This window comes from Microbacterium lacus, assembly GCF_044794305.1.
GTDB classification, from domain to species: Bacteria; Actinomycetota; Actinomycetes; order Actinomycetales; family Microbacteriaceae; genus Microbacterium; species Microbacterium lacus_B.
Window position 1 is genome coordinate 2,549,076 of the sequence record NZ_CP084996.1, and the last position, 26,795, is coordinate 2,575,870.

General features: G+C 66.8%; 18 protein-coding genes. 10 read left to right on the forward strand and 8 right to left on the reverse strand.

The annotated features are described in order from the left end of the window. Positions 1 to 4 precede the first annotated feature (4 nt). The 3 genes from LG299_RS12190 to LG299_RS12200 all read left to right on the forward strand — a co-directional run bounded on the left by LG299_RS12190 (position 5) and on the right by LG299_RS12200 (position 2,626). Positions 5 to 856, forward strand: a complete 852-nt coding sequence (locus LG299_RS12190; protein ID WP_404430580.1) for a hypothetical protein — start codon at positions 5 to 7, stop codon at positions 854 to 856. Then, entirely contained in the window at positions 853 to 1,779 is a 927-nt protein-coding gene (locus LG299_RS12195) for a glycosyltransferase family 2 protein (protein WP_404430582.1), read from the forward strand. Before LG299_RS12190 ends, LG299_RS12195 begins: the two co-directional genes overlap by 4 nt. A gap of 124 nt (positions 1,780 to 1,903) precedes the next feature. Continuing rightward, a complete protein-coding gene (locus tag LG299_RS12200) occupies positions 1,904 to 2,626 on the forward strand; it encodes an alpha-1,2-fucosyltransferase (protein ID WP_404430584.1) in 723 nt (240 codons plus the stop codon). On the opposite strand, the gene LG299_RS12205 is transcribed toward LG299_RS12200, so the two are convergent. The 5 genes from LG299_RS12205 to LG299_RS12225 form a co-directional block, all read right to left on the reverse strand. Further along, positions 2,619 to 4,430, reverse strand: a complete 1,812-nt coding sequence (locus LG299_RS12205; RefSeq protein WP_404430586.1) for an ABC transporter ATP-binding protein — start codon at positions 4,428 to 4,430, stop codon at positions 2,619 to 2,621. The genes LG299_RS12200 and LG299_RS12205 overlap by 8 nt on opposite strands. Before the next feature lie 112 nt (positions 4,431 to 4,542). After that, on the reverse strand, positions 4,543 to 5,652 hold the full coding sequence (locus LG299_RS12210) for a glycosyltransferase (RefSeq protein ID WP_404430588.1): 1,110 nt from the start codon (positions 5,650 to 5,652) through the stop codon (positions 4,543 to 4,545). Further along, positions 5,649 to 6,707 (reverse strand): glycosyltransferase family 4 protein, encoded by a 1,059-nt coding sequence (locus LG299_RS12215; RefSeq protein ID WP_404430590.1) that lies wholly within the window; start codon positions 6,705 to 6,707, stop codon positions 5,649 to 5,651. Before LG299_RS12215 ends, LG299_RS12210 begins: the two co-directional genes overlap by 4 nt. Continuing rightward, positions 6,704 to 7,852: a glycosyltransferase gene (locus tag LG299_RS12220; RefSeq protein WP_404430592.1), complete on the reverse strand. Its 1,149-nt coding sequence runs from the start codon at positions 7,850 to 7,852 to the stop codon at positions 6,704 to 6,706. Before LG299_RS12220 ends, LG299_RS12215 begins: the two co-directional genes overlap by 4 nt. Then, positions 7,852 to 9,804 (reverse strand): glycosyltransferase, encoded by a 1,953-nt coding sequence (locus LG299_RS12225; protein WP_404430594.1) that lies wholly within the window; start codon positions 9,802 to 9,804, stop codon positions 7,852 to 7,854. Before LG299_RS12225 ends, LG299_RS12220 begins: the two co-directional genes overlap by 1 nt. A gap of 93 nt (positions 9,805 to 9,897) precedes the next feature. On the opposite strand from LG299_RS12225, the gene LG299_RS12230 reads away from it, so the two are divergent. The 5 genes from LG299_RS12230 to LG299_RS12250 all read left to right on the forward strand — a co-directional run bounded on the left by LG299_RS12230 (position 9,898) and on the right by LG299_RS12250 (position 14,783). Further along, the gene (locus LG299_RS12230; RefSeq protein ID WP_404430596.1) at positions 9,898 to 10,569 is read left to right on the forward strand and encodes a hypothetical protein; all 672 of its coding nucleotides are present in this window, start codon (positions 9,898 to 9,900) and stop codon (positions 10,567 to 10,569) included. Positions 10,570 to 10,643: 74 nt separating this feature from the next. Then, entirely contained in the window at positions 10,644 to 11,762 is a 1,119-nt protein-coding gene (locus LG299_RS12235; RefSeq protein ID WP_404430598.1) for a glycosyltransferase, read from the forward strand. 34 nt (positions 11,763 to 11,796) lie between these two features. After that, positions 11,797 to 12,804 carry a MauE/DoxX family redox-associated membrane protein gene (locus LG299_RS12240; protein WP_404430600.1) on the forward strand — a complete coding sequence of 336 codons (1,008 nt, stop codon included), beginning with the start codon at positions 11,797 to 11,799 and terminating at the stop codon, positions 12,802 to 12,804. Between the two features lie 249 nt (positions 12,805 to 13,053). Then, the gene (locus LG299_RS12245; protein ID WP_404430602.1) at positions 13,054 to 13,710 is read left to right on the forward strand and encodes a hypothetical protein; all 657 of its coding nucleotides are present in this window, start codon (positions 13,054 to 13,056) and stop codon (positions 13,708 to 13,710) included. Positions 13,711 to 14,042: 332 nt separating this feature from the next. After that, complete coding sequence (locus LG299_RS12250; RefSeq protein WP_404430604.1) at positions 14,043 to 14,783, forward strand: hypothetical protein; 741 nt, start codon at positions 14,043 to 14,045, stop codon at positions 14,781 to 14,783. 6 nt (positions 14,784 to 14,789) lie between these two features. Here the strand turns inward: LG299_RS12250 and LG299_RS12255 are convergent, their stop codons facing one another. Together LG299_RS12255 and LG299_RS12260 are read right to left on the reverse strand one after the other, a co-directional pair. Then, positions 14,790 to 15,023, reverse strand: a complete 234-nt coding sequence (locus LG299_RS12255) for a helix-turn-helix domain-containing protein (protein WP_404430606.1) — start codon at positions 15,021 to 15,023, stop codon at positions 14,790 to 14,792. After that, a complete protein-coding gene (locus tag LG299_RS12260; RefSeq protein ID WP_404430608.1) occupies positions 15,020 to 15,769 on the reverse strand; it encodes a hypothetical protein in 750 nt (249 codons plus the stop codon). Before LG299_RS12260 ends, LG299_RS12255 begins: the two co-directional genes overlap by 4 nt. Before the next feature lie 175 nt (positions 15,770 to 15,944). On the opposite strand from LG299_RS12260, the gene LG299_RS12265 reads away from it, so the two are divergent. Beyond that, on the forward strand, positions 15,945 to 18,473 hold the full coding sequence (locus LG299_RS12265) for an ATP-dependent Clp protease ATP-binding subunit (protein WP_404434878.1): 2,529 nt from the start codon (positions 15,945 to 15,947) through the stop codon (positions 18,471 to 18,473). Positions 18,474 to 18,522: 49 nt separating this feature from the next. Here LG299_RS12265 and LG299_RS12270 read toward each other — a convergent pair whose 3' ends face one another. Further along, positions 18,523 to 19,125 (reverse strand): hypothetical protein, encoded by a 603-nt coding sequence (locus LG299_RS12270; protein ID WP_404430610.1) that lies wholly within the window; start codon positions 19,123 to 19,125, stop codon positions 18,523 to 18,525. A 233-nt stretch (positions 19,126 to 19,358) separates the two neighbouring features. Between LG299_RS12270 and LG299_RS12275 the strand changes: the two genes are divergently transcribed. Next, positions 19,359 to 26,783: a cell wall-binding repeat-containing protein gene (locus LG299_RS12275; RefSeq protein ID WP_404430611.1), complete on the forward strand. Its 7,425-nt coding sequence runs from the start codon at positions 19,359 to 19,361 to the stop codon at positions 26,781 to 26,783. Positions 26,784 to 26,795 lie beyond the last annotated feature (12 nt).

Sequence of the window (26,795 nt, forward strand, 5' to 3'; positions counted from 1 at the left end):
CGCCGTGAAGTTGCATGCCTACGTGCTGGCGGGAGACCCGGCATGGATCGAGCACAGCATCGGCGCGTACTATGACCATGTCGAGCGGATCGTCGTGTCGTTTGACCGGTCCAAGCGCTCTTGGAGTGGAGATCCGCTCTCAGTCGATGAGTCGCTGGCTCGAATTGCGCGCGCCGATCCCGACCTCAAAGTGAGACTACTCCCGGGCGACCATGTTCAGACCGGCCGCTCAGTGATTGCGACCGAGACGATGCAGCGGCAGGCAGCTTTGGACGCCGCCTCAGACGGCGCGGACTGGGTCGTCCAGCTGGACACTGATGAAATCGTTCCGTCGTTTCCGACGATCCTCCGCCACCTCGACGCGGCTCGAGGTCGAGCCGCGTCCGCGCTAGAGTACCCGGCGCGCATGATCTACGCCCGCACCAAATCCGGTGCGTTTCTCGAACATTGCGGGCGATTCTGGACCAGTCAGTCGGGCTATCCCGGCCCGGTTGTGGTCGCAGCAGGCACCACGCTCACAGTCGCCCGGCAAGCCGGTTCGTCGCCGCTTCACCGCGTGGATCTTTCGGCATGGAACACCGATCCGGCGCAACGGCATGGTGTTCACGTGCACGCCACCGTGCCACTTAGCGAGGCGATCATCCACATGAGCTGGGTGCGCAGCGAGCAGCAGATGGCCGAGAAGAGTCTCACATCGGGCTACGCATCGACGCGAGACTGGGGGGCCGATCTTGAAATGTGGCGACGGCGCGCGAAGCACCCCCTCCGGACTGCCGCGATTGCGCCGTTCGCGGGCGATCCGTTCTCCCGATTCCGGATCGCACGACTGCCTGAGTTCGCCGAGGCGATTCCGTGAGCTGGGCGCCGCTCGTCGATGTGGTGATGTGCACCAACCGAGTGAGCCCTTACCTGGGGGCAGCAATTCGGTCACTGCAGGCGCAGACCTACCCGCGTTGGCGTCTCATCGTCGCCGATGATGGCTCCGGACGCGGTACCGACATCGAGCAAGCCGTGGCCGGCATCGCTGATGTCGTCGTCGTGCACCTGCCTGCCGGCGGACCGGCTACCGCTCGAAACGCGGCGATCGCGAGCGGAACGGGAGAGGTCGTATCGTTCCTAGACGATGACGACGTGTGGCCCGAAGATCGCCTGGCGCGTGCCGTGGAGACACTCGCCCGGTCGCGCGACGCTCTCGGTGCATACGGCGACGGAATCGAGATTGACGACCAGGGGCGGCGTCGCGGATCTTGGAGCTCGCCGCCTGCGACGAGCAGGCAATACCTGGCCGGCAGTGGGGCGCTCCCACGAATCACGACGCTCTCCTTCCGCAGGTGGGCGATCGAGAGGTTTGGGGCGTTCACCGATGGCATGTATTTTGCCGAAGACACTGAACTCACACTCCGGATGGTGCGTCACGGTGAACTAGTTTCCACTGGGGCCGTGATGGTCGAGTACCGGCGTCATGGAGCGAACGCTACGCTCGTCGACTGGCGCGTGCAGTGGCGTGGGGGACGCGATGCGATCACGCTCAACATGCGCGCAGCACGTGCCGACAATTGCCCCGTTGAGGAGCGCCTTCTGAGGCGCAACCTGGCGGGCTTCGCCGAGTTCACGGCGTCGAACGGCCTGTCTAGCGCCCTAACGCACGTACGGGCTGGCCGCGTGTGGCGGGGAGTGGCCGATCTGTGGGCTGCCTTCTGGATTTCTCCCCCCGGGTTGGTTCGCGCGGCGCGATCGCGTACCAGCTCTCGTGCTGGCATACGTAGGACTGAAGGGTAACGGCATGACGGGTTTCCCAGCGAGGCGAACCCTCGGCAGGCTTAAGCGGAGAGTCGTGGGCGGGGTTCAGAGGACTTGGTCGACGGGAGTGGATCTCGCGCGGTTCGGAGATCGCACGGCGATCATGACCCCCCGTGTCGGGTTGCGGCTCGGAAACCTGCTCTATGTGTGGTTGCGCGCGCATTCGCGCACCGCCGCCGGCTCGCCCACGCTCGCTCTGTCAGCTCCAGCCATGACGCCGTGGCTAGTCGACTTCCCCGCTCTGAAAGCGTTGACAGTGGACAAGGGGGGCCTCCGCTTCAGCGATCGGCGCGAGTGGGACGGCGAATACCTCTATCAACGATTCGGACTCGACTTCCAGCGCAACGAGTTAGCGAATTTCATACATGCTGCTCTCGTGTCGCATGTGATCCCGCTTGCCGATGACACTCTGGTGATTAACGTGCGGCGTGGCGACTACTACACGGATCATCGGGCGAAATACGAGTTCGACCAGGCCGGCTACATCGGTGCCGCACTCGATCACGTCGGCGAGGCGTCCGAGATACGTGTCGTATCGGATGATCCCGCGTGGTGTCGCGAGCAGCTGGGAGGGCTCTTTCGCGACCGGATCGCTCGTGTCATATACGACGACGCGAATCCGCTTGAGAATCTGTTGACAGTCGCAGGCGCGTCTCGAATCATCGGCGCGAACTCCACGTTCAGCTATTGGGGCGCGTACATCGCTGACGTCGTCCACGAGCACACCATCGTGGTGATGCCTCGTTTTCACGGGCGGATGGGTGCTGGCCGCACCGACGCGCACCAACTAGATCCACGATGGGTTGCGATTGAGGGCTTCAGCTGAGGTCGCCGAGCTTTACGAGTCGAGCAAACTCGGCACTGTCGCGGCGCACCTCTTCGAATGTGCCCTTCGTCTCGATCAGACCGTCCTTCAGGAACACCAGCTCATCAGCGCCGCGGATTGTCGAGAGACGATGCGCGACGATCAGGATCGTCATCGTGCCACCCAGCCCGGCAAGTGTCGCGGCGATCTCGTGCTCTGTCGCGTTGTCGAGCGCTGATGTGGCCTCATCGAGCACAAGTATCTTTGGCTGCCGGTAGAGAGCGCGCGCGAGGCCTAAGCGCTGGCGCTGCCCGCCCGAAAGGCGCACGCCGCGCTCACCGACGACGGTGTCGAGTCCGTCAGGAAGCTCGGCAATCAGTTCATCGAGCTGTGCGAGCAGCACCACTCGTTCGATAAGCGCATGGTCTATTGCATTCGCTGACACCCCGAATGCGATGTTGCCTGCCACCGTAGTGTTCATCAGGAAGACGTCTTGGGGTACGACACTCAACCCTCGATACCACGCCGCGCGATCGTCGAGGATCGGCTTGCCTCCGCATTGCACAGCGCCCTCGGTGGGCTCCAAAAGGCCGAGGATGACGTCGAGGAGCGTGCTTTTCCCTGCGCCGCTCGAACCCACGAAGGCCGTTGTTCGGTTCTGAGCGATTCTTAGCGAGAGCTTGTCAAGCACCGGTCGTTCCGCGTCGGGGTACTGAAAGGTGACCTCCCGAAGATCGATGTCACCGCTGAAGTCGGTGTCAGCTCCCGGCGTTTCATTGTGGCTGCCTCCGGACTCGAGCTCGGCCATGACACGCGTGAGGATATTGAGGCCAGCTCGGCCCGTTCGTATGGTGACGAGGTTCGCCGATAAGCGGTTCATGGTCGGAAGCGCGCGGATCGATGCTGCCGCGAACACTCCAAGCACGGTCAGGGCCTCGGCCGGAGTTCCGGTCGTGAAGAGAATCGCCGAGATGCCGAGGATCGCCAATACAAAACCGATCTCGAGCAGATAGCGCGGTGCGTCGGAGATGACTCCGAGCAGCCGTGAGGCGTGAGCGCGACGGAGACGTGCACGAAGGAACCCGTCGACGAAAACATTCGCGCTCGAACTGAGACGTGCCTCCCGAAAGCCCTCCAGCGCGGGCATCAGAAACTGCCAGCTCTCGAGGCTCGCCTCGGACAACTCTTCTCCAATACGGCTCTGACGAGCGCGGAGAAGGCGCTGCACGCCGAAGATGAGCACCACGAATAGCACGACAGTGAACAGCGTGATCAGCGGCGATGTGATCGCAAGCACAGTTGTGATGGCGATGAGCATGAGCGCGTCGGTGAAGAGGCTCACGACCCCTAGCAGCACGCTCGCGGATTGAGTGGTGGAGTCGTTGATGTTGCGATAGACCTCGCTCATGCGCCGCGAGCGGTGCGCAGAGTACGGCGAGAGCACGTAGCGCCGCATGAGTTCCACCGACGAGAGCGCCGAGATGCGAGTAGTGCGTCCCAGCAGCCACCAGCGGAATGCGACCGCAGCGATGCTTTTGACGATGAAGATGCCAGCAACGAACCCCGCGACGATGGGGATCAGGCGCTGGGCGTCGTCGATGCCGAGCGCGCTGGAGATCAGGCCAGCCGCACCGCTGGTGGTGTCGCCAGTGGTGACCAACTGCATGAGCGGCACCATCGCGGCGACGCCGATCGTGTCGAGGGCGGCGAGCACGATCGATCCCGCCACAGTGCCCGTGACCCACCGCGCCGGGCTCGCACCGGCCATTCGCAGCACCAATGCAAGTTGATCTGCCAGCCGTGGTTCGTTGGTCGAGCGCCCCACGAAATCTCCCCCTTCGACGCTCAGGGAGGGCTGAGGCGTCTTCGGAATCCTAGCCCGGTCGACCTGCGCAAGTTCTTCCGCTGGTGACTCCCCTCGTACTTAGCGAAGGTCCTCACGCCAGGCGCGTGAGGATGTTCTGCATTTGTGCGATGCGTTGTGACCAGTCGGCCGAGCCTGCGTCGGCGTCCTGTGGAAAGCGATGGGTCGCTGGAATCGCGGCGTTCACTGCGGAAGCGAAATCCACGCGCGCGGCCACGGTCACGGGCGCCGCAGCATCCCGAAAACCTGCCACCGGGGTCGACACAACGGGGCGTCCCACGGCCTGGTACTCGTACAGCTTGATGGGGTCGAGGCTGTCGGTGAACGGCGTCACGACGTGCGGCACGAGTAGCACGTCAGCGTGCTGAAGATAGCCGGGTATCGCCTCGCGAGGCCGCGCTCCGAGCGCCACGACGCCCGCCGCGATCAAGCGCCGCGTGGTCGGCTTGTCGAGCAGATTCGGTCCGACCAGCACCACCGTGCCCCGGCCGTCGAGTGCGCGCGCGGTGTCGATACACAACCCGATATCGACGCGATCGGGGTGCACCGTGCCGACATAGAGGGCGATGGGCCCGCTCGGAAGGTCGGTCGGGCGCGCCGCCGCAGTCACGTACTGCCGCACCGAGACGGCATTGTGGATGAGCGTGATGTCGCCCCGCTGAGCGGCTTTGCGGCGAATGATCTCGGCCGAGCACGCCGTGACTGCGGCCGCCGTCGCCAGAAGGGCCCGCTCGCCCGCCACGATGCGTTCCCGCTCGACAGCAGGCCTGTCGGCGACGGCCCAGTCGTCGGTGATGTCGTAGAGCGTCTTGCGCCCAGACTGCCTCGCAACCGCTGCAGCAGCGGGGTCGTTGATCCACACGAGCGGATCGAGCATGCCGAGCTTTCGCGCGGCGCGGCGCACCCCCCGGGCGAACCGGTCGTCGACCGCGCGGTCGACGCGTCGCGGCAGCCACTTCACCGGCCGGAACACGTGCAGGCGCTCGATCGTGGAATGCGGCCGGGCGCGGTGCCCGAACTGCGGTCGACTGCCTGACCGAAGCCCATGCAGCGGATCGTCGGGCGGCTCGACGAAGAGCACCCGCAGTGCGGGATCGGCCTCGAGCAGGCCGGCGACGAGGTGCTGGTTGCGTCGCCACACTTCGTCCCACCGCTCGAGCGAGACCACGACCAGATCGGTCATTGCCCGCTCGCTCCCGCGCGGATCGCGATGGCGCGTCGGTACACGGCATCGGTTCCTGCGCGCCACGTCTCGATCGAGAAGCGTTCGCTCTGCCTTTCGCGTTCGGCGATGCCGAGAGTATCGCGGCCGTCGGCGTCGTGCCCGAGCGCGTGCAGCTGCGCGGCCGCGTGTCCCGCGTCGTCCGGCCAAAAAAGCGCCCGCTCATCGAGGTCGGCAAGCAGCGACGAGTGCCCCCCCGCGTCGGCGGCGACCACCGGCAGAGCGAGTGCCATCGCCTCGAGCACCGAGAGCCCCAACCCCTCGACCGGGCACGGCGCCAGCAGCATTCCCGCGCGGGCCATGAGCTCAGACACATCGTTGCGAAAGCCGAGGAACTGCGTCGCGGAACCGACCCCGAGCTGCGCGGCAAGCCCCTCGAGCTGCGGCCTCTCCGGTCCGTCTCCGGCGATCTGCAGCATCCAGCCGTGGGCGGCAAGCCCCGACTCGGCGAACGCACGGATGCCGACATCGGTGCGCTTCTCGGGCTGCAGGCGCTGCGCCATGAGCACGATCGGCACGCGGTCGGCGGCGGGAGGGCGCGGGGGCGTCTCTACGCCGGAGTACACCACCGTGCTGGGCACGTTGATTGCGGCGGCCACCGCGTCGCTGATCGAGAGCTCAGCATCCAATCGCCGCTCTACGGCGCGAAACAGCGAACCCGGCGCGCGTGAGCCCCGCTGCCGGGTGAAGTGCCGCGTGGCCACGAGGGCGGGTCGTCGGCGCAGGCCCGTAGCGGCGATGACCGCCTCGACGTCGGCGGCGGTCATGTGCGCATTGATCACATCGGCTCCGCTGCCGAGCTTTCTCACCGCGTGCGCAACCTCGCCCGCGCGTGCCGCCGGGCGGTACCGCACACCACTCTGCTGCAGCGTGCCGCGCATGTCGGCCTCCGAACCGCCCGCGACCCAGACCGTGTGGCCGGCTGCGGCCTGTGCGATGGCGAGCCGCCGCACGAACTGCTCGACCCCGGCAAAGCGATCGGAGCGCACGACGTGCAAGATGCGCAGGGCAGTCACCGGATCACCTGCTCGTGCCGCGGCGCTGCGGCCGTCTGCAGCCGGTCGAGCAGGTCGATGTACTGCTCGGCGGTTCGCCGCCATCCGCTTCGTTGCGCGGCCGCGCGGCATGCCTCCCGCCAGTGCTCGGGCTCGTGATCGGCGAGGGTTTCGAGCACGTCGCCGATCTCTGCGGGGTCGCGTTCGACGATGAACCCATTCAGCCCGTTCTCGATGATTTCGGGTGCGTACCCCACAGCGGTCGCCACCACGGGGAGGCCCGACGCGAGGGCCTCGAGAATCACGAGTGCGTTCGCTTCGTACGCGCTCGGCAGCACGAAGATGTCGGATGCTGCGAAGAACAGCGGCAGATCGAACCGTGGGCCGACGAACAGCACCCGCTCGGCCACACTCAGACGCTCGGCCCGCGCCCGCGCGTCGTCGATCGACGACGCGTTGCCTCCAACCGCCAGCAGCAGCACCGTTGGCGCGTGCGCCAGGGCGTCGATCGCCAGCGTGAGGCCTTTGCGTTCGAACTCGTGCCCGACGAAGAGTGCCACCCGCGCCTCGTCGTCGAGGTGGAACTGCGCGCGGGCGTGCGTGCGCTCTTCGTATGTCGGCGGGCGGAACTTTTCGAGGTCGACCCCGTTGGGAATCACCTCGACAGGCGGGCGCACCCGGCCGTACACGTGCCGCAGCGTGTCGGCCTCTGACGGCGAGAGTGCCACGATCGCACGATGGATGCCGCTGCGATAGCGGATCAGGTCGCGGAAGAACGTGAAGATGTGCGTGGGGTTTCGCATCATGCGCCACACGCCGTTGCCCCGCGCACGCATCGCCGCGCTCACCACGCCGTGGTTGACGTAGATGTCGCCGACCATCGCGTTGTTGTGGCAGATCGACATCGCGTCGGGGCGCGCGGCGAGGAACCGACGTGCGCGAACGGTGCCGAAAGTGGTAAACCACACCATGCGGCGGAATAGCCTGAACCCGCGGTAGAGCTTGGTCTGCGGAAAGGGTTTTTCGCGCTTTCCCTGTCGGGCCGTGGCATAGGTGAACGCCTCGACCGTGTGGCCCATCGCCGTCAGCTCGCGCTGGAGATTGAACGCCACGCCGGCGACGCCCGACCCGGATCCGATGTGCGGCACGATCTGCACGATGTGCATCAGCGAACCGTCCGCAGGAGCGCCTCGCGTCGCACCGGCCCGGCGCGGTAGAGGGCGGCGCGACGTCGAGCAGCCGTGCCCCGCTCGCCGCGCAGCACCAAGCCGCGCGCGAACGATCCTCCCCATATCGCCACACGTGCAGTCTGCCACCCCGCAGCACCGAAGTGCTTGCGAAAATAGCGCTCTTGCGACGCGTGGAAGTGCGCCTCGCGCCGCCGTGCGTCGGTGCTCGTTCCTGCGCCGTGGTGCACCGCATGCACCGACGGAACAGCCAGATGCCGCCACCCGAGGCGATGGGCTCGGTACGCCCAGTCGGTCTCCTCTGCGTAGAGGAAGAAACTCTCGTCGAACCCGCCGACCTGCGCGAGCGCATCGGCGCGCAGCAGCAGCACCGAGCCGATCACGAAGCCTGTTTGCCGGCGCATGCGGTTGAGTCCGATCGCCTCGAGCCACGCGCCTCCGGGCGAAGGAAACGGCCACTCCACCCGCGCGGTGCGCCCGGCTTCATCGACCTGGGCGGGTCCGACGCTGGCCACGTCTGACTCGGCACGCAACGCCGTGTGCAACTGATCGATGCGCGCAGGATCGATGCGCGCGTCGGGATTGAGCAGCAGCACGTCGGCACCGGGGCGCAGGCGGTCGGCGAGGGCCAGGTTCACGGCGGCACCGAACCCGAGATTCGCCCCCGACTCGATGTAGCGCACACCGAGTTCGGCGCACATCGCCGCGATCTCGGGCAAAGACGAGTTGTCCACCACCGTGACCGCGAGGTGCGCCACCGGCTCGAGGCAGCGGCGCAGCAGATCGGGGCTGCCGTACGCCACCACGATGATCTCGACGCCTTCCGCCGCAGAGGGGGTGGGTGCACTCCGGAGCGTCGAGCGGTACAGGCCGAGGTATTCCTGGGCGACGGCATCCCACGAGCACGTCGAGGCACGCGTAAACCCCGCTTCGCGCAGCCGCACGGCGGCAGGGCCGGCCGCCGTGATGAGCGCCTCCGCGAGCGCTGCGGCATCGCCTGCCGGCACGACGATACCGGCGTCGGCAACCACGTCGGGCAGCGCTCCCGCGTCGCTCGAGACCACCGGCACGCCCGAGGCCATCGCTTCGATGGCGACGCGGCCGAACTGCTCCGTCCAGCTCGCGGTCGCGATCGACGGCACGGCCAGCACATCGATGGCGTGGTAGAACGACGGCACCTCGTCGGTGGCGAGAGCGCCGAGCACCTCGACCCGGTCCGCGATTCCGAGCGCATGTGCGCGGGTCTCCAGCTCCGCTGCGAGCGGGCCCGACCCGGCGATGCGCACCCGCAGCCGCTCATCAAGCCGGGCCGCTTCGAACAGCACGCCCACGCCCTTCTCTTCGACGAGGCGCCCGAGCAGACCCACGGTGACGGCATCCGCTCGTCCCTGGGGGGTGTGCGGGTCGTTTGGGGCGCTGGGCGCGTAGCGTGCGAGATCGACCCCGAGCGGGATCATCCGGGGCTCTCCGGCGAAGCCCTTGGCGACCGAGATGCGCCCCGCCTCGGCGTTGCAGACCGAGATTCCGGATGCGGCGCGGAGTGCGCCGCGCTCCAGCCAGCGAAAAGGAATCGGGTAGCGCTTCGCGATGTTCTGCGCGCTGTAGAGCACGAACGGCGCCCGGTTGCGGCGCAGGGCGCGCAGCAGACGCACCTCGGCGGTCGCGAGCGCGAACGGCTCTTCGTGGACGTCGATGACGTCCCAGCGCTCGCCCAGCGCGCGCCACAGCGGGCGGGGGTCGAACAGGAAGAGGGCCGGATGCCGCCCGAGCGTGCCGGCGCCGACCACCTGCTCGCCCTCTCGGGGGGTGAGCTGCACCGGAGCTCCGCCCGCGTGCCACCGTTGTGCGGCGATGAGGTGCACATCGACGCCGAGCGCAGTGAGCGCCCGCTCACGACCGCGCCATTCGTCGACGGTGCCGCTGTGCGACACCCGCAATACCCGCACGGGACCCCCTAGTACACTTCCCAGTAACCATAATCGCCGGGGCATCGGGGTGCCGGGCGACACCACTCGGGGGGACAAATGGCCGAGCGGTTCACGGTTCTCACCGTCTGCACCGGCAACATCCACCGCTCGCCACTGGCTGCCGATCTGCTGCGTACCTGGGCTGAGTGGTACTTGCCGCAAGAGGTGGCGGCATCCATCGTCGTCGAGAGTGCCGGCACCGGGGCGCCTGTCGGCAGGTCGATGGGGCGCACGGCATCGCGCATCGCACAGGCGCTCGGCGCTGAGCCCGCGGAGCACCGGGCGCGGCAACTCGCCGACGACATGATCGAGCGGGCAGACCTGGTGCTGGTGGCCGCGACCCACCACCGAGACGACGTGCTCGCCCGGGTCCCGCGGGCGCTGCGCAAGGTGTTCACGGTGCGAGAAGCGGGACGCATCGCAGAGCTGCTGCTACCCGATGCAGGGGCTGGGGTCGCGGTTCGAGCCGGCGCAGCGGTGACGCAGATGCGTGCCCGTGTGGCCGCCTTCTCCGACAACCGCGCCGCAGGGGGCACCGGAGTCGACGACATCATCGACCCGCACGGACTCGGCACCGACGCGTACCTGCAGATGACGATCGAAGCCGTCGAACCACTCACCGCGCTGGCGGGAGTGCTGTTCGGGATGCCGCAGGTCGAGGTCGACGCCTACCGCGCGTTCGTCGCCGACACGGCGAGCGTTCGCCGACTGATAGCGACTGCTCCGTGAGGCGCGGTGGGGCTACGTCCGATCGGGCTTCGAGCCTCGAGCCTCCGGTCGTCGCGCACCTCGAGTCGACGTGTGTGACTGGTGGGGCCGAATATGCGTTGCTGCGCATGCTGCAGCGCGTTCCGCAGTGGCGCGCCCGGCTGCTCCTCGCGCCCGACGGCGCCCCGGGTGTCTTCGTCGACCTTCACCCAGACGTCGAGACCGCAGCGGTCGGCGTCGCTCAGAAGGCTGGAGCCAGTAGCGGAGGCCTGCGCACCACCCTGACAGCCGCCGTGCGGGTGCTGGCGCAGAGCGTCGTGGTGGCACGGCATCCGCTCGTTCGCAGCGCCGACATCGTCGACGCGAACACCGCACGCGCCGCGGTGTACGGCGCGCTCGCAGTTCGCGCTACACGCGCGCGCTTCGTGGTTCACGTGCGTGACATCGTCGACACCGAAGCGCTCGGCGTCTTCGGCTACCGCGCGATGACACGGCTCGCCCTTCCGCGCGCCGACGGCATCGTCGCCAATTCGCGCGCCACCCTCGATTCGGTGCGCCCGTTTCTGCGGGCCGACGCACTCGCCGTCGTCATTCCGAGCGCATCGGGGCTCGGGCGATCGGCCGGCACCGAGCGCCCGCCCGGGCCGATACGGGTGGGGATGCTGGCGCGAATCGCCCCGTGGAAAGGGCAGCTGCTGCTGCTCGAGTCGTTCGCCGATGCGCTTGGGGGTTCGGATGCGGTGCTCGAGTTCGCGGGCGCTCCGTTGTTCGAGAACGAAGAGTTTCTCGCAGAACTCAAGGTCAGAGCCGCCGAACTGGGACTCGCTGGCCGTGTGCGGTTTCTCGGGCACGTCGATCACACGACTGCGCTGCTGTCGACGTGGGATGTCGCGGTGCAGGCATCGCTGCGGGCCGAAGCGCTCGGCCAGAACGTGCTGCAGTACCTCGCCTCGGGGCGCGCCACGGTCGTCACCGATGAGGGCGGCCCGATCGAATGGGTGCGTCACCGCCAGAACGGGCTCGTGGTGGCGGCCCGCGATCGCGACGCGCTCGCGGCTGCACTCGCCGAGCTTGCCGCTGACGCGGCCCTGCGGGCGCGACTCGGTTCGACGGCCGCGGCCACACCGGGGCTGCCCGACGACGCCACCGTGACGCAGGCTCACGCCGATTTTTATCGAGAGTTGCTGACGCGGGGATCCGCGCGGGGGCGTTAGCCGCGCGGGGGTGGCGGCGGATAGCCTTTTCGATATGTTCGGGCCACTGTTGCTTCTTCCGGCCGCCATCGTCGCGGTCGTCGTCATCGCGAGCGGAATCGCGAAATTGCGGCATCCCGATGATCTCGAGGGGTGGCGCCGGCTGGGTGTACCCGCCGCGGTGCGACGCGACTGGCTGGTGAAGTTGCATCCGTGGGCGGAGATCGCGCTGGGGGTGGCCCTGCTTGTGCTCGGAGGAGTGCTCGGCGTGCTTGCCGGGCTGGCGGCCGTGGCGCTGATGGTTGCTTACGTGTGGCTCGTCGCGCGGGCGCTGCGCGCCTCGCCCGACGCGGAGTGCGCATGCTTCGGCGAGAGCACCCCGGTGACCCGCGCCACCGTCGTGCGCAATGTGTGGCTGTTGCTCGTCGCACTGGTGGCGCTCATGGGCCTGTGGCAGGCGCCACTACTCGGCGGTGTGGTGCTCGCGGCCGACGCCGAGGCGTGGGCTTGGATGTTGGGCGCTGCGGTGGTGGCGGTCACGGTGGCGCTGGTGTTGTGGCGCGCGCCGGTGGCGAGCGCAGGTGCGGTAACGGTAGGTGACGCGGCTGCGGTGGAGGCGGCTTCCGATGGCGAAGAGCTTGACTACATCCGGGTGCGTACTCCTGCCGTTCCGGTCACGATGGCCAACGGCACGACGGTGAACCTGCGCGACCTCGCGGCGCAGAAACCCATACTGCTGCTGGCCGTCTCTGCGACGTGCGCCGCGTGTGCACCGGTGATCGAGCTTGCGCCGCAGTGGCGGTTGGAACTGCCCGAGCTCGATGTGCGCCTGTTGGTTCGGATGGCGCCCGAGCGCGGCGCGCTCGTCGAGACGACCGAGCCGCAGTCGCTGCACGACCCCATGAACTATGTTCAAGGCTCAATCGCTGATTGGAGAACGCCGTCGGCTGTGCTCCTGGGGGCGGACGGGTTCTTGGCTGGGGGTCCAGCCACCGGCCTCGAAGCGATCGAGGAGTTGGTCGGCGACATCCGTGCCTCGCTGGATGAGTTGCACATGGCGTGAGCCATCGGACTAAGTGCCTTCACGGTGAACGGGCGAGGCTGCTCGGGCAGCACCGACCTCGGTGACGCCCACGTTGTCGAGCTGAGGCGCTCGACAACGTGGCTGGCTTGATTTCCGACGACAACCGTCCGCATGCGCGCCGCGGCGATTTGCCCTCGGAGTGATGTGCGGTACGCTCACAACAGTCACATGACCTGGGGGTCCGGGCTCGCCACTGGCGTGCCAAGTAAATTTTGGAAGGTCTACGCCATGAGCGAATTTGATACGCCTGACCCGAAGGGTGTCAGCCGACGCACCGTCACCAAGGCGATGGCATGGTCGCTGCCCGTGATCGCCGTCGCCACGACCGCGCCCGGCGCCGCCGCGTCGATTCCGCCGCCGCCGCCGCCGCCCGACTTCAACTTCGCCGACGCGTGTGCGACTGTTGGCAACACCAATAACGGTTGTGCAGACCTTGCTCGGACATCGCAAGTTCCTTTCACGGTGACGAACCCGGCGGGCAACGGCGACCTGCTGTTTCAGATCACGGCTATGAACGTCGTCAACGGAAACGTGCCGGGCATCCCCCAGAACAACTCCTTCGGCGTCCACGGAATTTACCTTCAGAACGCAGCAGGATCCGACAACGAGTTCAGCGGGTTGTGCCCCGGTCCGAACGTCGCGCTCCCGCCGAGTTTGCTCTGCCCGAACATGGCCAATCCCACCGCGAACGTTCTCGTTCAGGATGGTCAGACCCTCAACTTGTGGGTTGTGGCCGGCGACGAGAACAACAATTCTTCGAGCTTCACCACCTATTTGGCGTACCAATGGGTCGACCCCAATAATGCCTGCGCTGTGGTTCCTAGGGAGCCTGGCGACCCCGGCTACCTCGTCGAGTACGCTGAGCCTTCCGGCAACTGTCAGTAGAAACTGCCATCAAGGTCGCGTCCTACGGGGGCGCGCACAAGGCGCATCAGCCAACGCCGACGGCGGTGCTCTTCGGCATCGATGGTCTACTTGCCGGGGGTCCGGTCACCGGGATCGACGCCATTGCGGAGTTCGTCGCAGACGTGCGAGCGTCTTTGGACGGTTTCGCGGTGGGAGGGTGAGCGTACACGCCGCGGAGCAGTGACCGGAGGTTCGGCCAGCAAGACCGTGACCATTCCGTGAGAATCTCGAGCGAGACACACCGCTCCAATGCGACACTCTTGAAGAGGAGACGCCCCGCGTGCGGGCGTCCGCAGGACGTGGGAGTTGGAATGAAGATCCGCAGAATCCTTTCACTGGCGACGATCGCGGGCGCGGTAGCCCTCGTGCTCACCGGGTGCGCGACTGACGCCGCCACGGCGCCGTCGGCCACTCCGACGCCGACCCCCGACGCCAGCGCCGGTAGCACGGTCGAGATCGACGTCGAGGCCGCATGGCTCGACAACGGCTCGATGGTCGGGCTGGTCACTCTGGGCAGCTCTACCTGTGTGCCAGTCGCTGACGTAGGCGGCTACGCGGATGGCGTTCTGGAAGTCACGCTCGTCGAAGACGCGGATGCTGCGTGCACACGTGACCTGGTTCCCCGAGTGACCCTGGTCGACCTGCCCGCCGAGGTCGACCCCACGCAAAGCCTTGAGATCAAAGTCACCGGCGAGACGGGTGCAGGCGACGCGTACGCCGGCGACACCGACCTGGACGGCGTGCCGGGCCTCGTGCGCGCTGAGATGACCGACTACCTGCCCAGCGCCGGATGGACCGACATCGACGGCCAGTTTGTGATCCTCACGTGGGGCTCATCAACCTGTGTTCCCGTGATCGAAGATGTCGTGGCATCCAGCGACAACGAAGCCACCGTGATGTTCGTCACGCCGCCGGCCGACCAGGTCTGCACGATGGACATGGTGCCCCGAGCGATCGTTGCCGTCGTCGACGGTCTTGACGATGAAGGGTCGTTCGCGATCCTTCAGGGTGCGGAATTCGACAACGTCCGGATTCCGATCCTGGCCAACTGAAGCCCGTCATTCGGCGCGGACCAGCAGGTCGCCGATCTCGCAGTCCAGTACGCGGCAGATCGCCGAAAGCGTGGAGTAGCGGATGGCTCGGGCCCGGTCGTTCTTGAGTACCGAGAGGTTCACGACTGAGACTCCGACGAGCTCGGAGAGGCGCGTGAGCGTCATCCCCCGCTGCTCGAGCAGCTCGTCGAGGCGACAGTGGACTCCGGACGGGCCGTCGTCGAGGTCGGCGGGGCTCATACGAGTAGATCCGTCTCGTGCTGAAGGCGCGTGCCGATCTGGAACGCCGCGGCGACCATCAGCAGGCCGAACGCCCATCCCACAGGTGCCAAATCCAGGCTGAGGGACAGGAGTGCAAAACCGTCGTGCGGTCCCGAACCGTCACTCCCCGCTGTGACATCTCGGGCGCCGAGGAACTCCACGACCGAGGCGCGGGCGAACGCTGCCGCAATTTGGGTGCCGAGACCGCCCACCATGACGGCAAGACCAGCGATCGAAATCGCTGCGGGAAGCGACTTCGTGAACGGGCGGCCGGTGAGCAGTGCCAACGCGATCCAGGCGACGGCAACGGCGATGGCGACGGTCGTGAAGCTCGGAAGCACCTGCTCGAGATAGAGCAACCACAGAGATCCCGCCGGCAGGCCGCTCACCTCGATGAACGCGGCCGTATAGCGAGCATCCGTGACCTCAGCGACCCCGTCGAGGAACGCGGGACGCGTCACGGCCGAGACCGGCATATCGAGAATGCGCTTCGACCCTTCTCCGAAGGTCGTGACGGCCCCTACGACAAGTGCCAGGGCCGAGAGGATCACGGTGAGGATCGCGGCGGTTCCGATGGCGCTCGTTATCCAGCGTTCCGCACGGGTTAGGCCGTCCGTGGTTGCCGGCGGGCGACGGATGCGGAGCAAAATCGCTCCTCCGGTGATCAGTGCCGCGAGCGGAATCGCCGTCCACAGCGCTATCGGTCCCCACATGATCGGATCCACGACTGTTCTCCATATCGATAAACGTTGTTATCGAAGAACGATATGTACTGCCGAGCAAAGAGTCAAGCAGGCGCTATGCCGACGGCGAACACGGGCATGCAGCATCCGCCCGCTCGTTACCCTCGATGTAAGGCGCTCGGACTGCGCCGGTTTGCCCGTCCCGGAGGGATGAATGATGTTTGAGAGATTTACGGATCGCGCCCGTCGCGTGGTCGTCCTCGCCCAAGAAGAGGCGAAGATGCTCAACCACAACTACATCGGTACCGAGCACATCCTGCTCGGTCTCATCCACGAGGGTGAGGGTGTCGCCGCCAAGGCGCTCGAGTCGCTGGGCATTTCGCTCGACGCCGTGCGCGAGCAGGTGCAAGACATCATCGGTCAGGGCCAGCAGCAGCCGACCGGGCACATCCCCTTCACTCCGCGCGCCAAGAAGGTGCTCGAGCTGTCACTGCGCGAAGCGCTCCAGCTCGGCCACAACTACATCGGTACCGAGCACATCCTGCTCGGTCTCATTCGCGAGGGTGAGGGCGTTGCCGCCCAGGTGCTGGTGAAGCTCGGCGCTGACCTCAACAAGGTGCGCCAGCAGGTCATCCAGCTGCTCAGCGGCTACCAGGGCAAAGAGCCCGCCGCCGTCAGTGGTGCCGCGAGCGAAGCCGGCGCTGCCGCGCAGGGTGGTTCTGCGGTGCTCGACCAGTTCGGCCGCAACCTGACCCAGGCCGCGCGCGATAACAAGCTCGACCCGGTCATCGGGCGCGAGAAAGAGATCGAGCGGGTCATGCAGATCCTCTCGCGTCGCTCCAAGAACAATCCCGTGCTGATCGGGGAGCCCGGCGTCGGCAAGACCGCCGTCGTCGAGGGCCTCGCCCAGGCGATCGTGAAGAACGACGTTCCCGAGACCCTGAAAGACAAGCAGGTGTACTCGCTGGACCTCGGTTCACTCATCGCCGGTTCCCGCTACCGCGGTGACTTCGAAGAGCGCCTCAAGAAGGTGACGAAAGAGATCCGCACGCGCGGTGACATCATCGTCTTCATCGACGAGATCCACACGCTGGTCGGCGCCGGTGCTGCCGAGGGTGCGATTGACGCGGCATCCATTCTGAAGCCCCTCCTTGCCCGTGGCGAGCTCCAGACGATCGGTGCGACCACGCTGGATGAGTACCGCAAGCATTTCGAGAAGGATGCTGCGCTCGAGCGTCGCTTCCAGCCGATTCAGGTTGCGGAGCCGAGCCTTCCCCACGCGATCAACATCTTGAAGGGCCTGCGCGATCGCTACGAGGCCCACCACAAGGTGCAGATCACCGACGGCGCCATCGTGGCGGCGGCGAACCTCGCCGACCGGTACATCTCGGACCGCTTCTTGCCCGACAAGGCGATCGACCTGATCGATGAGGCCGGCGCACGCCTGCGCCTGTCGATCCTGTCGAGCCCCCCCGAGCTGCGCGAGTTCGACGACAAGATCGCGGAGGTCCGTCGCCAGAAGGAAGTCGCCTCTGAGGAGCAGGACTTCGAGAAGGCCGCGTCGCTCCGCGACGAGGAGAAGTCGCTCCTGGCTGAGCGCCTGCGCCTCGAGAAGCAGTGGAAGTCGGGCGACGTCGCTACCCACGCGGTGGTCGACGAAGGACTCATCGCCGAAGTGCTCGCTCAGGCAACGGGCATCCCCGTCTTCAAACTGACCGAGGAAGAGTCCAGCCGTCTGGTGTTCATGGAGAAGGCCCTGCACCAGCGGGTCGTCGGTCAAGAGCAGGCAATCGCCGCGCTCTCCAAGACGATTCGCCGCCAGCGCGCGGGACTGAAGGACCCGAAGCGTCCCAACGGCTCGTTCATCTTCGCCGGCCCCACCGGTGTCGGCAAGACCGAGCTGGCCAAGGCGCTCGCGGAGTTCCTCTTCGACGACGAGGCCGCGCTGATCGCGCTCGACATGTCGGAGTTCGGTGAGAAGCACACCGTCTCACGCCTCTTCGGTGCCCCCCCGGGCTTCGTCGGGTTCGAAGAGGGTGGCCAGCTCACCGAAAAGGTGCGCCGCAAGCCGTTCAGCGTCGTGCTCTTCGATGAGATCGAGAAGGCACACCCCGACATCTTCAACTCGTTGCTGCAGATCCTCGAAGAGGGTCGCCTGACCGATGGTCAGGGTCGAGTGATCGACTTCAAGAACACGGTCATCATCATGACCACGAACCTCGGCTCTTCGGCGATCGCCGGTGGCCCGGTCGGATTCCAGGTCGAGGGCAACGAGGCGACGAGCTACGAGCGGATGAAGGGCAAGGTCGACGAAGAGCTCAAGCGCAACTTCAAGCCCGAGTTCCTCAACCGCGTCGACGACATCATCGTCTTCCCGCAGCTGAACAAGGGCGAACTGCGCCAGATCGTGGGCCTGTTCACCAAGCGTCTCAGCGAACGTCTGCTTGACCGCGACATGACGATCGAGCTCAGCGACTCCGCAAAGGACAAGCTGATCGAGATCGGCTTCGACCCGACGCTCGGCGCTCGGCCCCTGCGCCGTGCGATGCAGCGCGAGGTCGAAGACAGACTCTCCGAGAAAATCCTGCACGGCGAGCTCAACGCGGGCGACCACGTCAAGGTCGATGCGCAGAACGGCGAGTTCGTGTTCGAGCACGGCCCCCGCGGCGACAAGGTCGCGGTCGGAGTGATCACCGTTCCCGAAATCACCTCGACCCCCGATTTGGCGGTCGCCTCGGGCGAATGACGCGTTGTGAGTGAGAGGGGGCGGATGCTGCATCCGCCCCCTCTTCTGCTCAGTCCTCGTGGGGGTCGTGACCGCCGACGAGGTTCAGTGAGACAGGGGGAAACCCTTCGGCAAGTCGGAACTCGGCCGCTCCGGTCTCAGCGGGAACCTCGAACACCGCAATCGCGTCCAACGCACTGCCGGGCGCTAGTTGGCCGTCCTGCAGCATCGAGGTGTAGATCGCGTATGACTGGCCTGCAGCGGTTACCGTGACACCCTCTACGGGGAACTGCATGGGCTCCGTTCCCGATCGAAGCGCGAGTTCGACGGCGATGCGCTTGAACCCCTCGGGAACGGAATCGGGCATCGTCATCGGCATGGACGCCATGCCGGCAGACGCGAATCGGTCGGGGTCATCCGGGTGCATAAGTCGCATCGGATCGTCCATCACCCACGCGTCCGAGACGACGACGACCCCGCCGTTGTGCGGTACCGAGTCACCTATGGCGTAGGTGCTCCGCAGGCCGGCGCCCCACGCAACGACCACTGCAACGACGAGCGTGGACAGGGCGACGATCGCCCAGACAGACACAGGGTTCCGGCGGCGCGAGGGGATTTCGTCTCCGTGCGCCGCGTGCGCTGATTCCAGGCTTGTTCGCGCAGAATGGGCCATTGACTACCCTCCTCTGCGCATCAACTCAGTCTCACTGATCGATCTGGGATGAGAAGTGAGAATGATACACCACCACGGTAAACTTTCGGAAATGGCACGCCCGCCGAAAAAATGAGAGTTTGGTGAGAAGTCTTTTGTCGAGGTCTACGATGAGGCCAATCGCTGGTTCTCGTAATCCGGCGATTCCGTGGCGGCGTACTGGGTGACGCTGCGGTTGACCTGGGGGGGTCGCAATGCGAGAGTTTCGTGGACGACGCGACGCCGGATTCCTGACCGCTCCGGCGGTGCTGTCCGCGGGCATCGCAGCGCTCACGTCCGCGCTTCTCGTCGGCGCCGACACATCAGTCGCGTCCGTCTGGCTAGGTGTGACACTGCTGACTTCTGCATTGATTGCTTTTGTCGGTACCCACGCGACATGGCCGGATGACCTCACTGTCCAGCGTGTAGGCGAGCGACTGGCGCGCGTGATGGTTGCCGCACTTCTCGCGATCGCTTCGACGCTCGCCTTCGCGACGCTTCGGGTCGCCGTGACGGGGACAAGCGGACACACTCACGGCCTGCATTCGGCGGGCGGCGGAGCGTTCGAGCACGCGATCATCGAAGCGAGCGTCCTCGCGCCTGTCGTGGTCGTTGTCGCACTTCTCGCCACGCCGGTCACACGCGCCGTCCACGGTATCCGCGCGTGGACGCGCGAACTCGGCCGGTCGCGTCGCCGCATGCTGATCCCGATCGCCGCAGCTATCGGCGGCCTCGTTGTCGGACTGGTGCCTGCGGTGGTCTTGCCCGCCAGCGCCGCCGTTCCGGCTACGCCAGCATGCACAGCCCAGACGGCAGTGCGTGCCTATGACGTCGCCGCCGTTCACACCTTCATCCCCTATTCCCGGTGGTCCAACGACACACGCGTCCCCGAACCCGATCCTGTGGACAACGGTGTCGACCACCTCACCGACGGCGACGCCGACGGCCTCATATTCGTGCTCCAGCGCGACAAGCTTGCGGTGCAGAACTGGCACGTCCCGATCGTGGGCACGGCCGCGGACGGCTACGCGGGAGACGTCGCCGACGGGCGCCGCCTGCGGCCCCGTCCGCTCGTCCTGAGGGCGAACGTCGGCGAATGCGTCGCGATCACGGTGACCAACGAGCTCGACCCGGACGAGATGCCCGGCTACCTCCCGCAGGTCGATCCCCGCGTGTCGCTGCGGGCCTTCGGCGTTTCGTACAACCCGGGTACTGCGGGCGGGGCGAGCGTCGGATACAACCCCGATGCCAGCATCGCGACCGGCGACTCCCACACATACTTCTGGGTCGCTCCGCAGACCGAGGGCATGTACATGTTCCGCGACGAGGGAATGACCGTCGCCGGTGTGGATGACGGCGGCGCGGCCGAGCACGGACTCTACGGCGCGCTCGCGGTGGAGCCGCATGGGGCACGGTGGTTCGATCCCGTGACGGGCAGGGAGCTGTCCTCGTCGATCCCTGACCAGCAGTATGCCGCGGTGGCGGATCAGTCGGGTGACCTGTATGTGGATGCCGTGATCGCGGACTCGTATCAGCGTCGCTTCCGCGAGAGCGTCTTGATCAGCCAGGACGTTCTGCCGATCGAGGGCCGCGCCGATCTGTCTGATGAAGAGCTCGCCCTCCTACCGGAGCCGTTCGAGCGGTTCGGGATCAACTACGGATCCGATCCCGAGCACAAGCGGATCGATTTCAACGTCGATGGCGACGAGCGGTGGTGCGAGGACTGCAGCTCCGAGGAGACGGCACTCTCCTCGTGGATGTACGGCGATCCGGGGATGGTGAAACTCGCCTCGGATTCTGGGCCGTGGCTGCCCGAGGCGCCCGACTACGGCGGCGCCGATCCGCTCTCCGAGCCCGGCGGACTCGTGGCGGCGAACATCGAAGACTGCGGCCTCATGCTCACCACCAGTGCAGCCGAGACACGGCCCGCATCCTGCTACGTCACGAACGTCACTCGTGCGTATCAGGGCGACCCGATCAAGCTGCGATTCGGTCATGCGGGCAACTACGAGACACACGTCTTCCACCTCCACGCCCACACGTGGCCGGCCGAACCCGACGACGCCGGCCCGGCGGGCACGGTGCCTCCGCGCCCGACCGCCGAGGTCCAGCCGCGCGCGACCACGATCGATTCGAAGACCTATTCTCCGTGGACCGCGTTCACCGCCGACCTCAATTACGGCGCGGGGGCGCGAGTCGGCACCGTGGGTGACAGCATCTTCCACTGTCACCTCTACACGCACTTCTCCCACGGCTTCTGGGCCCTCATGCGGGTTCACGACGTTCTCGAGGACGGCGGCAACGCCCTCCCCGACGGCACGCGGGTCTCCCCATGGGCGCCCCTCAGCGAGATCGGCGCGGGTCTCGGGCTCGCTGCGAGCGTTCCGCCACCCAAGCAGGCGGCATCCTTCGACATTCCGGGGTACCCGCGTTTCATTCCCGGTGAGTGGGGAGCCCGCGCCCCGCAGCCGCCGTTGAGCGTCTGGCAGCGCGAGTTCGACACGGACGGCAACCCCGTCCTGGACGGGGCCGGAAACCCGGTCGAGCAGCTTGCGAAGCGACTCACCGGCACCGCGGAACTCGACCCCGCGCTGCTGGAGATGACCCAGAACATCGCAACGGATGCCGTCACGGGGAGCCTCACCCTGGAGTTCGCCGGTGACGTCGCAGCCGTCGCGCTGCCCGCGTCGGCCGACGACGTCCGCACGGCGATCGAGGGGATGACCTCCGTCGACCGCGCCGAGGTGCTCGGCATCGGCACCGAGGCGGATCCGTGGCGGATCCGGCTGCTCGCGTGGAGGGCCGTGGCGGATCTGACGATCGGTGCGTCGGTCGATCCGCCGGCGACGGCGTCATCGACGCCGAGCGCGGGCTTTGACCCCACCGATGCCGAAGCCGCGCGGATCGCGCATCGGCTCGCCGTCGAGCAATCGGTACAGCTCGCCTATCACGATGCCCGAGGCACGTCGCCGGTGCCGGGCGCACCCCTTGTCGACCCGTGCCCGACGGACGCGCGGGTCGTGACGTACCGCGTGTCGATCATTCAGCTCCCCCTGCAGTACACCGGTGATGCGCCGGACGGATGGCGCGACGTCCAGGGACGCATGCTCGTCGCGGACGAGGATGTGAATGCCGTGCTGTCGGGGCAGAAGAAACCGGAGCCGTTCTTCTACCGCGTGAACTCGGGGGACTGCATCGACTTCGAGCTCACCAATCGAACACCGAACGTCATCGGCGACGACGCGTACCAGCAGCTCATCATGACGAACATGGCGGGCTCGCACATCCATCTCGTGAACTTCGACGTGCTGGCATCCGACGGTGCGTCCAACGGATGGAACTACCAGCAGGCGGCGTTCACCGAGGACCAAGCTGAGTACAACCGGGCGCTCCTGGACGGCGAGATCACGTGCGAACCCGGCGAGCGGTGCCTGCCGGCGATGCCCGTCGGGCGTGATCCGGTCGCAGAGTCTGAGGACGCGCGGGCGAACTGGCTGAGCAACGGGCAGACGATCAAAGAGCGCTGGTTCGCGGACTATGAGCTGCGCACCGTCTTCACCCACGACCACCACTTCGCCGGATCGCAGCAGAACCGGGGTCTTTTCTCGGCGCTGATCGTCGAGCCCGTGGGCTTCGACTCGCGGCATCCCTATACGGGGGAGTGGCTGCAGCCGATCAACCAGGCCGACAACGCCGCCGCCGCGGGTCAGCCCGTGTGTGTGACCGCGTGCATCGGCCGAGCCCACGGCGCGGCGATGGACCTGATCGGTCCGAGTTCCCCGTCGACCACTCCCGACGCGTGGACGCCCGATGACTTCCGGGAGTTCGGTGTCGCGATCGCCGACTTCGTCCCGCTCTTCACTGCTTCCGCGACCCACGCGGATATCCTCGACCCTCTCAACGCGATCGAGCCTCCTCGCCAGCCGCTGCGCGCACCCGAAGGCGATCAGGGTGGCATGGCGATCAACTACCGGGCCGCACCGCTGATAGACCGTCAGTTCGCAGGTCCGCCGCCTGCCGCGCCGACCAGCCCCGGCGTACCGCTGACGGACGAGCAGCTGGCGGCAGCGGGATGGGTCGATCCCGCGTATGCCTTCAGCTCCCGCGTGTGGGGCGACCCCGACACCCCGATCCTGCGGGCGAACCGTGGGGACACGGTGCGCTACCGGCTGATCCAGGGATCGCACGAGGAGATGCACAACTTCACCGTCCACGGCCTGCGATGGAAGAACGACCAGGCCGACCCGGCGTCGCCGTACATCAACGCGCGACCGATCGGGGTGTCGGAGGCCTTCAACATCGAGGATGTCGCGGTCGACTGCGGCCTCGGGTCGTCGGGGACGTGCTTCTGGCCGGCCGAGGGCGACGCACCACGCGTCGCGGACTTCATGTACGGCGGCCCGGGAGTGGAGGATCTCTGGTTCGGTGTCTGGGGGATCATGCGCGTCTTCGACCAGACGAGCGGAAACGGCGGACTTCTCCCCCTTCCGGACAATAACGTCGCGCTTCCGTTGGGCAATCCGCTCCCGCCCCCGAATCCTTCCGAGCAGGTTCCACAAGCGGTGCCGACCCCGTCGTGCCCGATCGGTGCGCCCGTGCAGGCGTACAGCGTCACGGCGATCGATCACGAGATCGTCTACAACCGGTACGGCGACCATGACCCGTACGGCCTGGCGTATGTCCTGACGGAGGACGTCGAGGCAGTCCGCAGTGGGGCTAAGCCGCTCGAGCCCCTCGTCCTGCGCGTGAATGAGGGCGACTGCGTCGAGGTGACGCTTCACAACGAGGTCGACTGGGCGCATTTCAACCAGCACGGTCGCCTCGGCACCCTCGACGGTGACTCGCCGATGCCGCTCGAGCCGGTGTTCCCGTCAGAACGTGAGCCCGAAGAGCCAGACGAGGAACCCGGCGACGAGGACTGGCGCGGCGTACCGTGGGTCGCTGGCAACAGGGTGTCGCTGCACCCCTCCCTGCTCCGCTACGACGTCCGAACTTCCGACGGCACCACGGTCGGCTACAACTTCGATCAGACCGCCGGCCCTGGACAGTCGGTGCAATACACGTGGTTCGCCGACGAAGTCACCTACCAGGATCCCAATGCCGCACCCGCACTCACCGATGGCGAGCTCGGAGTGGTTCCGCTCTTGGCCTACGGCGACGTGCGCGGCACACGCCACCACGGGTTGCTCGCGTCGATCGTCGTAGGCCCGCGCGACGCGCTCTATCACGACCCGATCACCGGAGAGCGAGTGCATTCCGGAGTGCAGGTGGACGTCGACCCGCTCGGCGACGGCGCGGACTACCGGGACGCCGCGATCTTCCTTCATAACGGGCTGAACATCCGCAACGCGGCGGGCGAACCCGTGCTCGACCCCATCATCGGCGACTGGCCCGACAAGGGGGAGCGAGCGATCAACTACCGGAACGCCCCGATCCATCATCGCCTCGGGCTGCCGCATCCGATCATCGACAAGTTCGCCGATCCGGCCGTCGATCCCGTGGGTCCGCCGTTCACCGACGACGGCTTCGGACAGGACCTCGCCAACATCTTCCGCACGACGTATGCGGTCGATGTCGGGGCCGGGCCTCAGCCGCTCGGTGATCCGGACACGCCGATCGTGCGTGCCTACCAGGGCGACCCGTTGCGTGTTCATGTGCTCGCCTCCTCCGATCGCGCGCGTACGGTGCAGTTCGCCGTCCAGGGTCACAACTGGCTCGAGCACGCATTCGATGCGGGTTCCGTGCGCTCCGGTGTGCAGGGCTCGATCGCCACCGGCAGCGCCCACACCCTCCACATGGAGGCCGCGGGCGGGGCTCTGCAGGCGGTGGGAGACTACCGTTACGGCGTCGAGAACGGGACGATGGGCCTGTCGGCGGGCAGCTGGGGCCTGGTACGGGTCTATCAGCAGCCGGCGCCAGGCACTGAGCGCACGCTCGTTCCTCTCGCGCATTGTCAGAACCCCTACCTGGGATGTAATCCGCTTCGCGTGCTCAACGAGAGCCTCACGACCGAGCCCGGCATCCCCGCTCTGGAGGTGACCGCCGTGCCGGACACCCTCGAGGTGCAGGGGACTTCAGAGATCACGGCGGTGCTGCGCCTGGGCACCACCCCGATCGGCCCGGGCCGCGAGGTCGCCTTCACGTGGATGGACGGCGACCAGCAGCGCACCGAGTTGCGGACGACGGATGCCGGAGGATCCGTCGATCTGCAGCTCACAGTCAGCTCGTACCCACCGGGCGGATTCATCGACGTCGCTGCATCCGCGACGGTCACGTACACCGATGGGCGCCCGAGCGCGGAGGTGCTCGGTGGTGCGCGGGTACAGGTCATCGACCCGAACGACGGAATCCCACCGGAGGTCACGGGAGTCACGCCCCCGAATGATGCAGAGGGAGTCCTCCGCTCTGCAGTGGTGATGATCGACTTCTCCGAGCTCGTCGACCCGGCATCTCTCGACGGTGCCGTGCGGCTGACGAGGGTGCCCTCCGGCGTGGAGGTCGACGTCGCGATCGCGGAGATACACCTGGAGGATCCCGTGCGGTCGTCCGTGACCCTCACGCCGAGTTCGACCCTGCGCAGCGGGCAGTATCACGTCGAAGTCGACGACACCGTCGTGGACTTGGACGGCAACGCACTTGTCGAGCCGTTCTTGAGCACCTTCACCGTGTCGGAGACGAACGTGTCGAGAATCGGAGGCGCCGACCGATTCGAAACCGCAGCCCTCGTCAGTGCCTCGCGGTATCCCATGGGCGCAGACACCGTTTTCGTGGCGAACGGGCTGAACTATCCTGATGCGCTCGCTGGCGGCTCCGCGGCGTCATCGGTCGACGCCCCCATCCTTCTGGCCTTGCCGAATGGCGCAGTCCCGGCAGCGACCGTCGCCGAACTATCGCGGCTTTCGCCGCGCAACATCGTTGTCCTCGGCGGGCCGGGTGCTGTCTCGGACGCGGTGCTCAATGCGCTGCGCGTGCACGTTCCTCCCACCGGATCGGTGACCAGGATCGCGGGCGATGACCGCTTCGAGACCGCGGTGCGGATAAGCCAGGCCTACTTCTCCGACGAGGGACCGACACGTGTCTACCTTGCGAGCGGCGTGGCGTTCCCCGACGCTTTGGCGGGCGCTGCGATCGCCGCCCAGTTGGGCGCGCCGGTCCTGCTCAGCCTCCCGACGTCCCTTCCCGCGGTCACCCTCACGGAGCTTCAACGGCTTGCCCCCGACGAGGTTGTCATCCTGGGTGGCACAGCAGCGGTATCCGACGCGGTCGCTGCTCAAGCGGGCGCGGCACTGGGACTCGTTCCGCAACGGCTGGCAGGGCCGACGCGCTACGAAACGGCGGCGGCGATAAGCGCGGCGAGCATCCCCGACGGGCCGAGGCCTGTCGTCTACGTCGCCACGGGTGCGAACTTCCCAGATGCGCTCGCTGCCGCGCCGATTGCCGGACATGACGGAGCGCCCATCATCCTCATCCCCCCGTCAGGCCCCGTAGCCCTCGAGGTTCTCAACGAGTTGCGGCGACTGGACCCGATCTCGCTACGCATTCTCGGCGGTGAGGGTGCAGTGAGCGAGTCGCAGGTGAATCTCATCCGAGCGGCTCTCAACCTTCCTGCCTCACCGGGGCCGCCTTCCCCGCCTCTCTAACACTCGGCGCTG

Bases quoted from the DNA above. Each gene is read 5' to 3' on its own strand.
- LG299_RS12200 (WP_404430584.1), top strand. From the start codon at position 1,904: ATGACCCCCCGTGTCGGGTTGCGGCTCGGAAACCTGCTCTATGTGTGG.
- LG299_RS12210 (WP_404430588.1), bottom strand. From the start codon at position 5,652: ATGACCGATCTGGTCGTGGTCTCGCTCGAGCGGTGGGACGAAGTGTGG.
- LG299_RS12220 (WP_404430592.1), bottom strand. From the start codon at position 7,852: ATGCACATCGTGCAGATCGTGCCGCACATCGGATCCGGGTCGGGCGTC.
- LG299_RS12230 (WP_404430596.1), top strand. From the start codon at position 9,898: ATGGCCGAGCGGTTCACGGTTCTCACCGTCTGCACCGGCAACATCCAC.
- LG299_RS12240 (WP_404430600.1), top strand. From the start codon at position 11,797: ATGTTCGGGCCACTGTTGCTTCTTCCGGCCGCCATCGTCGCGGTCGTC.
- LG299_RS12245 (WP_404430602.1), top strand. From the start codon at position 13,054: ATGAGCGAATTTGATACGCCTGACCCGAAGGGTGTCAGCCGACGCACC.
- LG299_RS12250 (WP_404430604.1), top strand. From the start codon at position 14,043: ATGAAGATCCGCAGAATCCTTTCACTGGCGACGATCGCGGGCGCGGTA.
- LG299_RS12255 (WP_404430606.1), bottom strand. From the start codon at position 15,023: ATGAGCCCCGCCGACCTCGACGACGGCCCGTCCGGAGTCCACTGTCGC.
- LG299_RS12265 (WP_404434878.1), top strand. From the start codon at position 15,945: ATGTTTGAGAGATTTACGGATCGCGCCCGTCGCGTGGTCGTCCTCGCC.
- LG299_RS12270 (WP_404430610.1), bottom strand. From the start codon at position 19,125: ATGGCCCATTCTGCGCGAACAAGCCTGGAATCAGCGCACGCGGCGCAC.
- LG299_RS12275 (WP_404430611.1), top strand. From the start codon at position 19,359: ATGCGAGAGTTTCGTGGACGACGCGACGCCGGATTCCTGACCGCTCCG.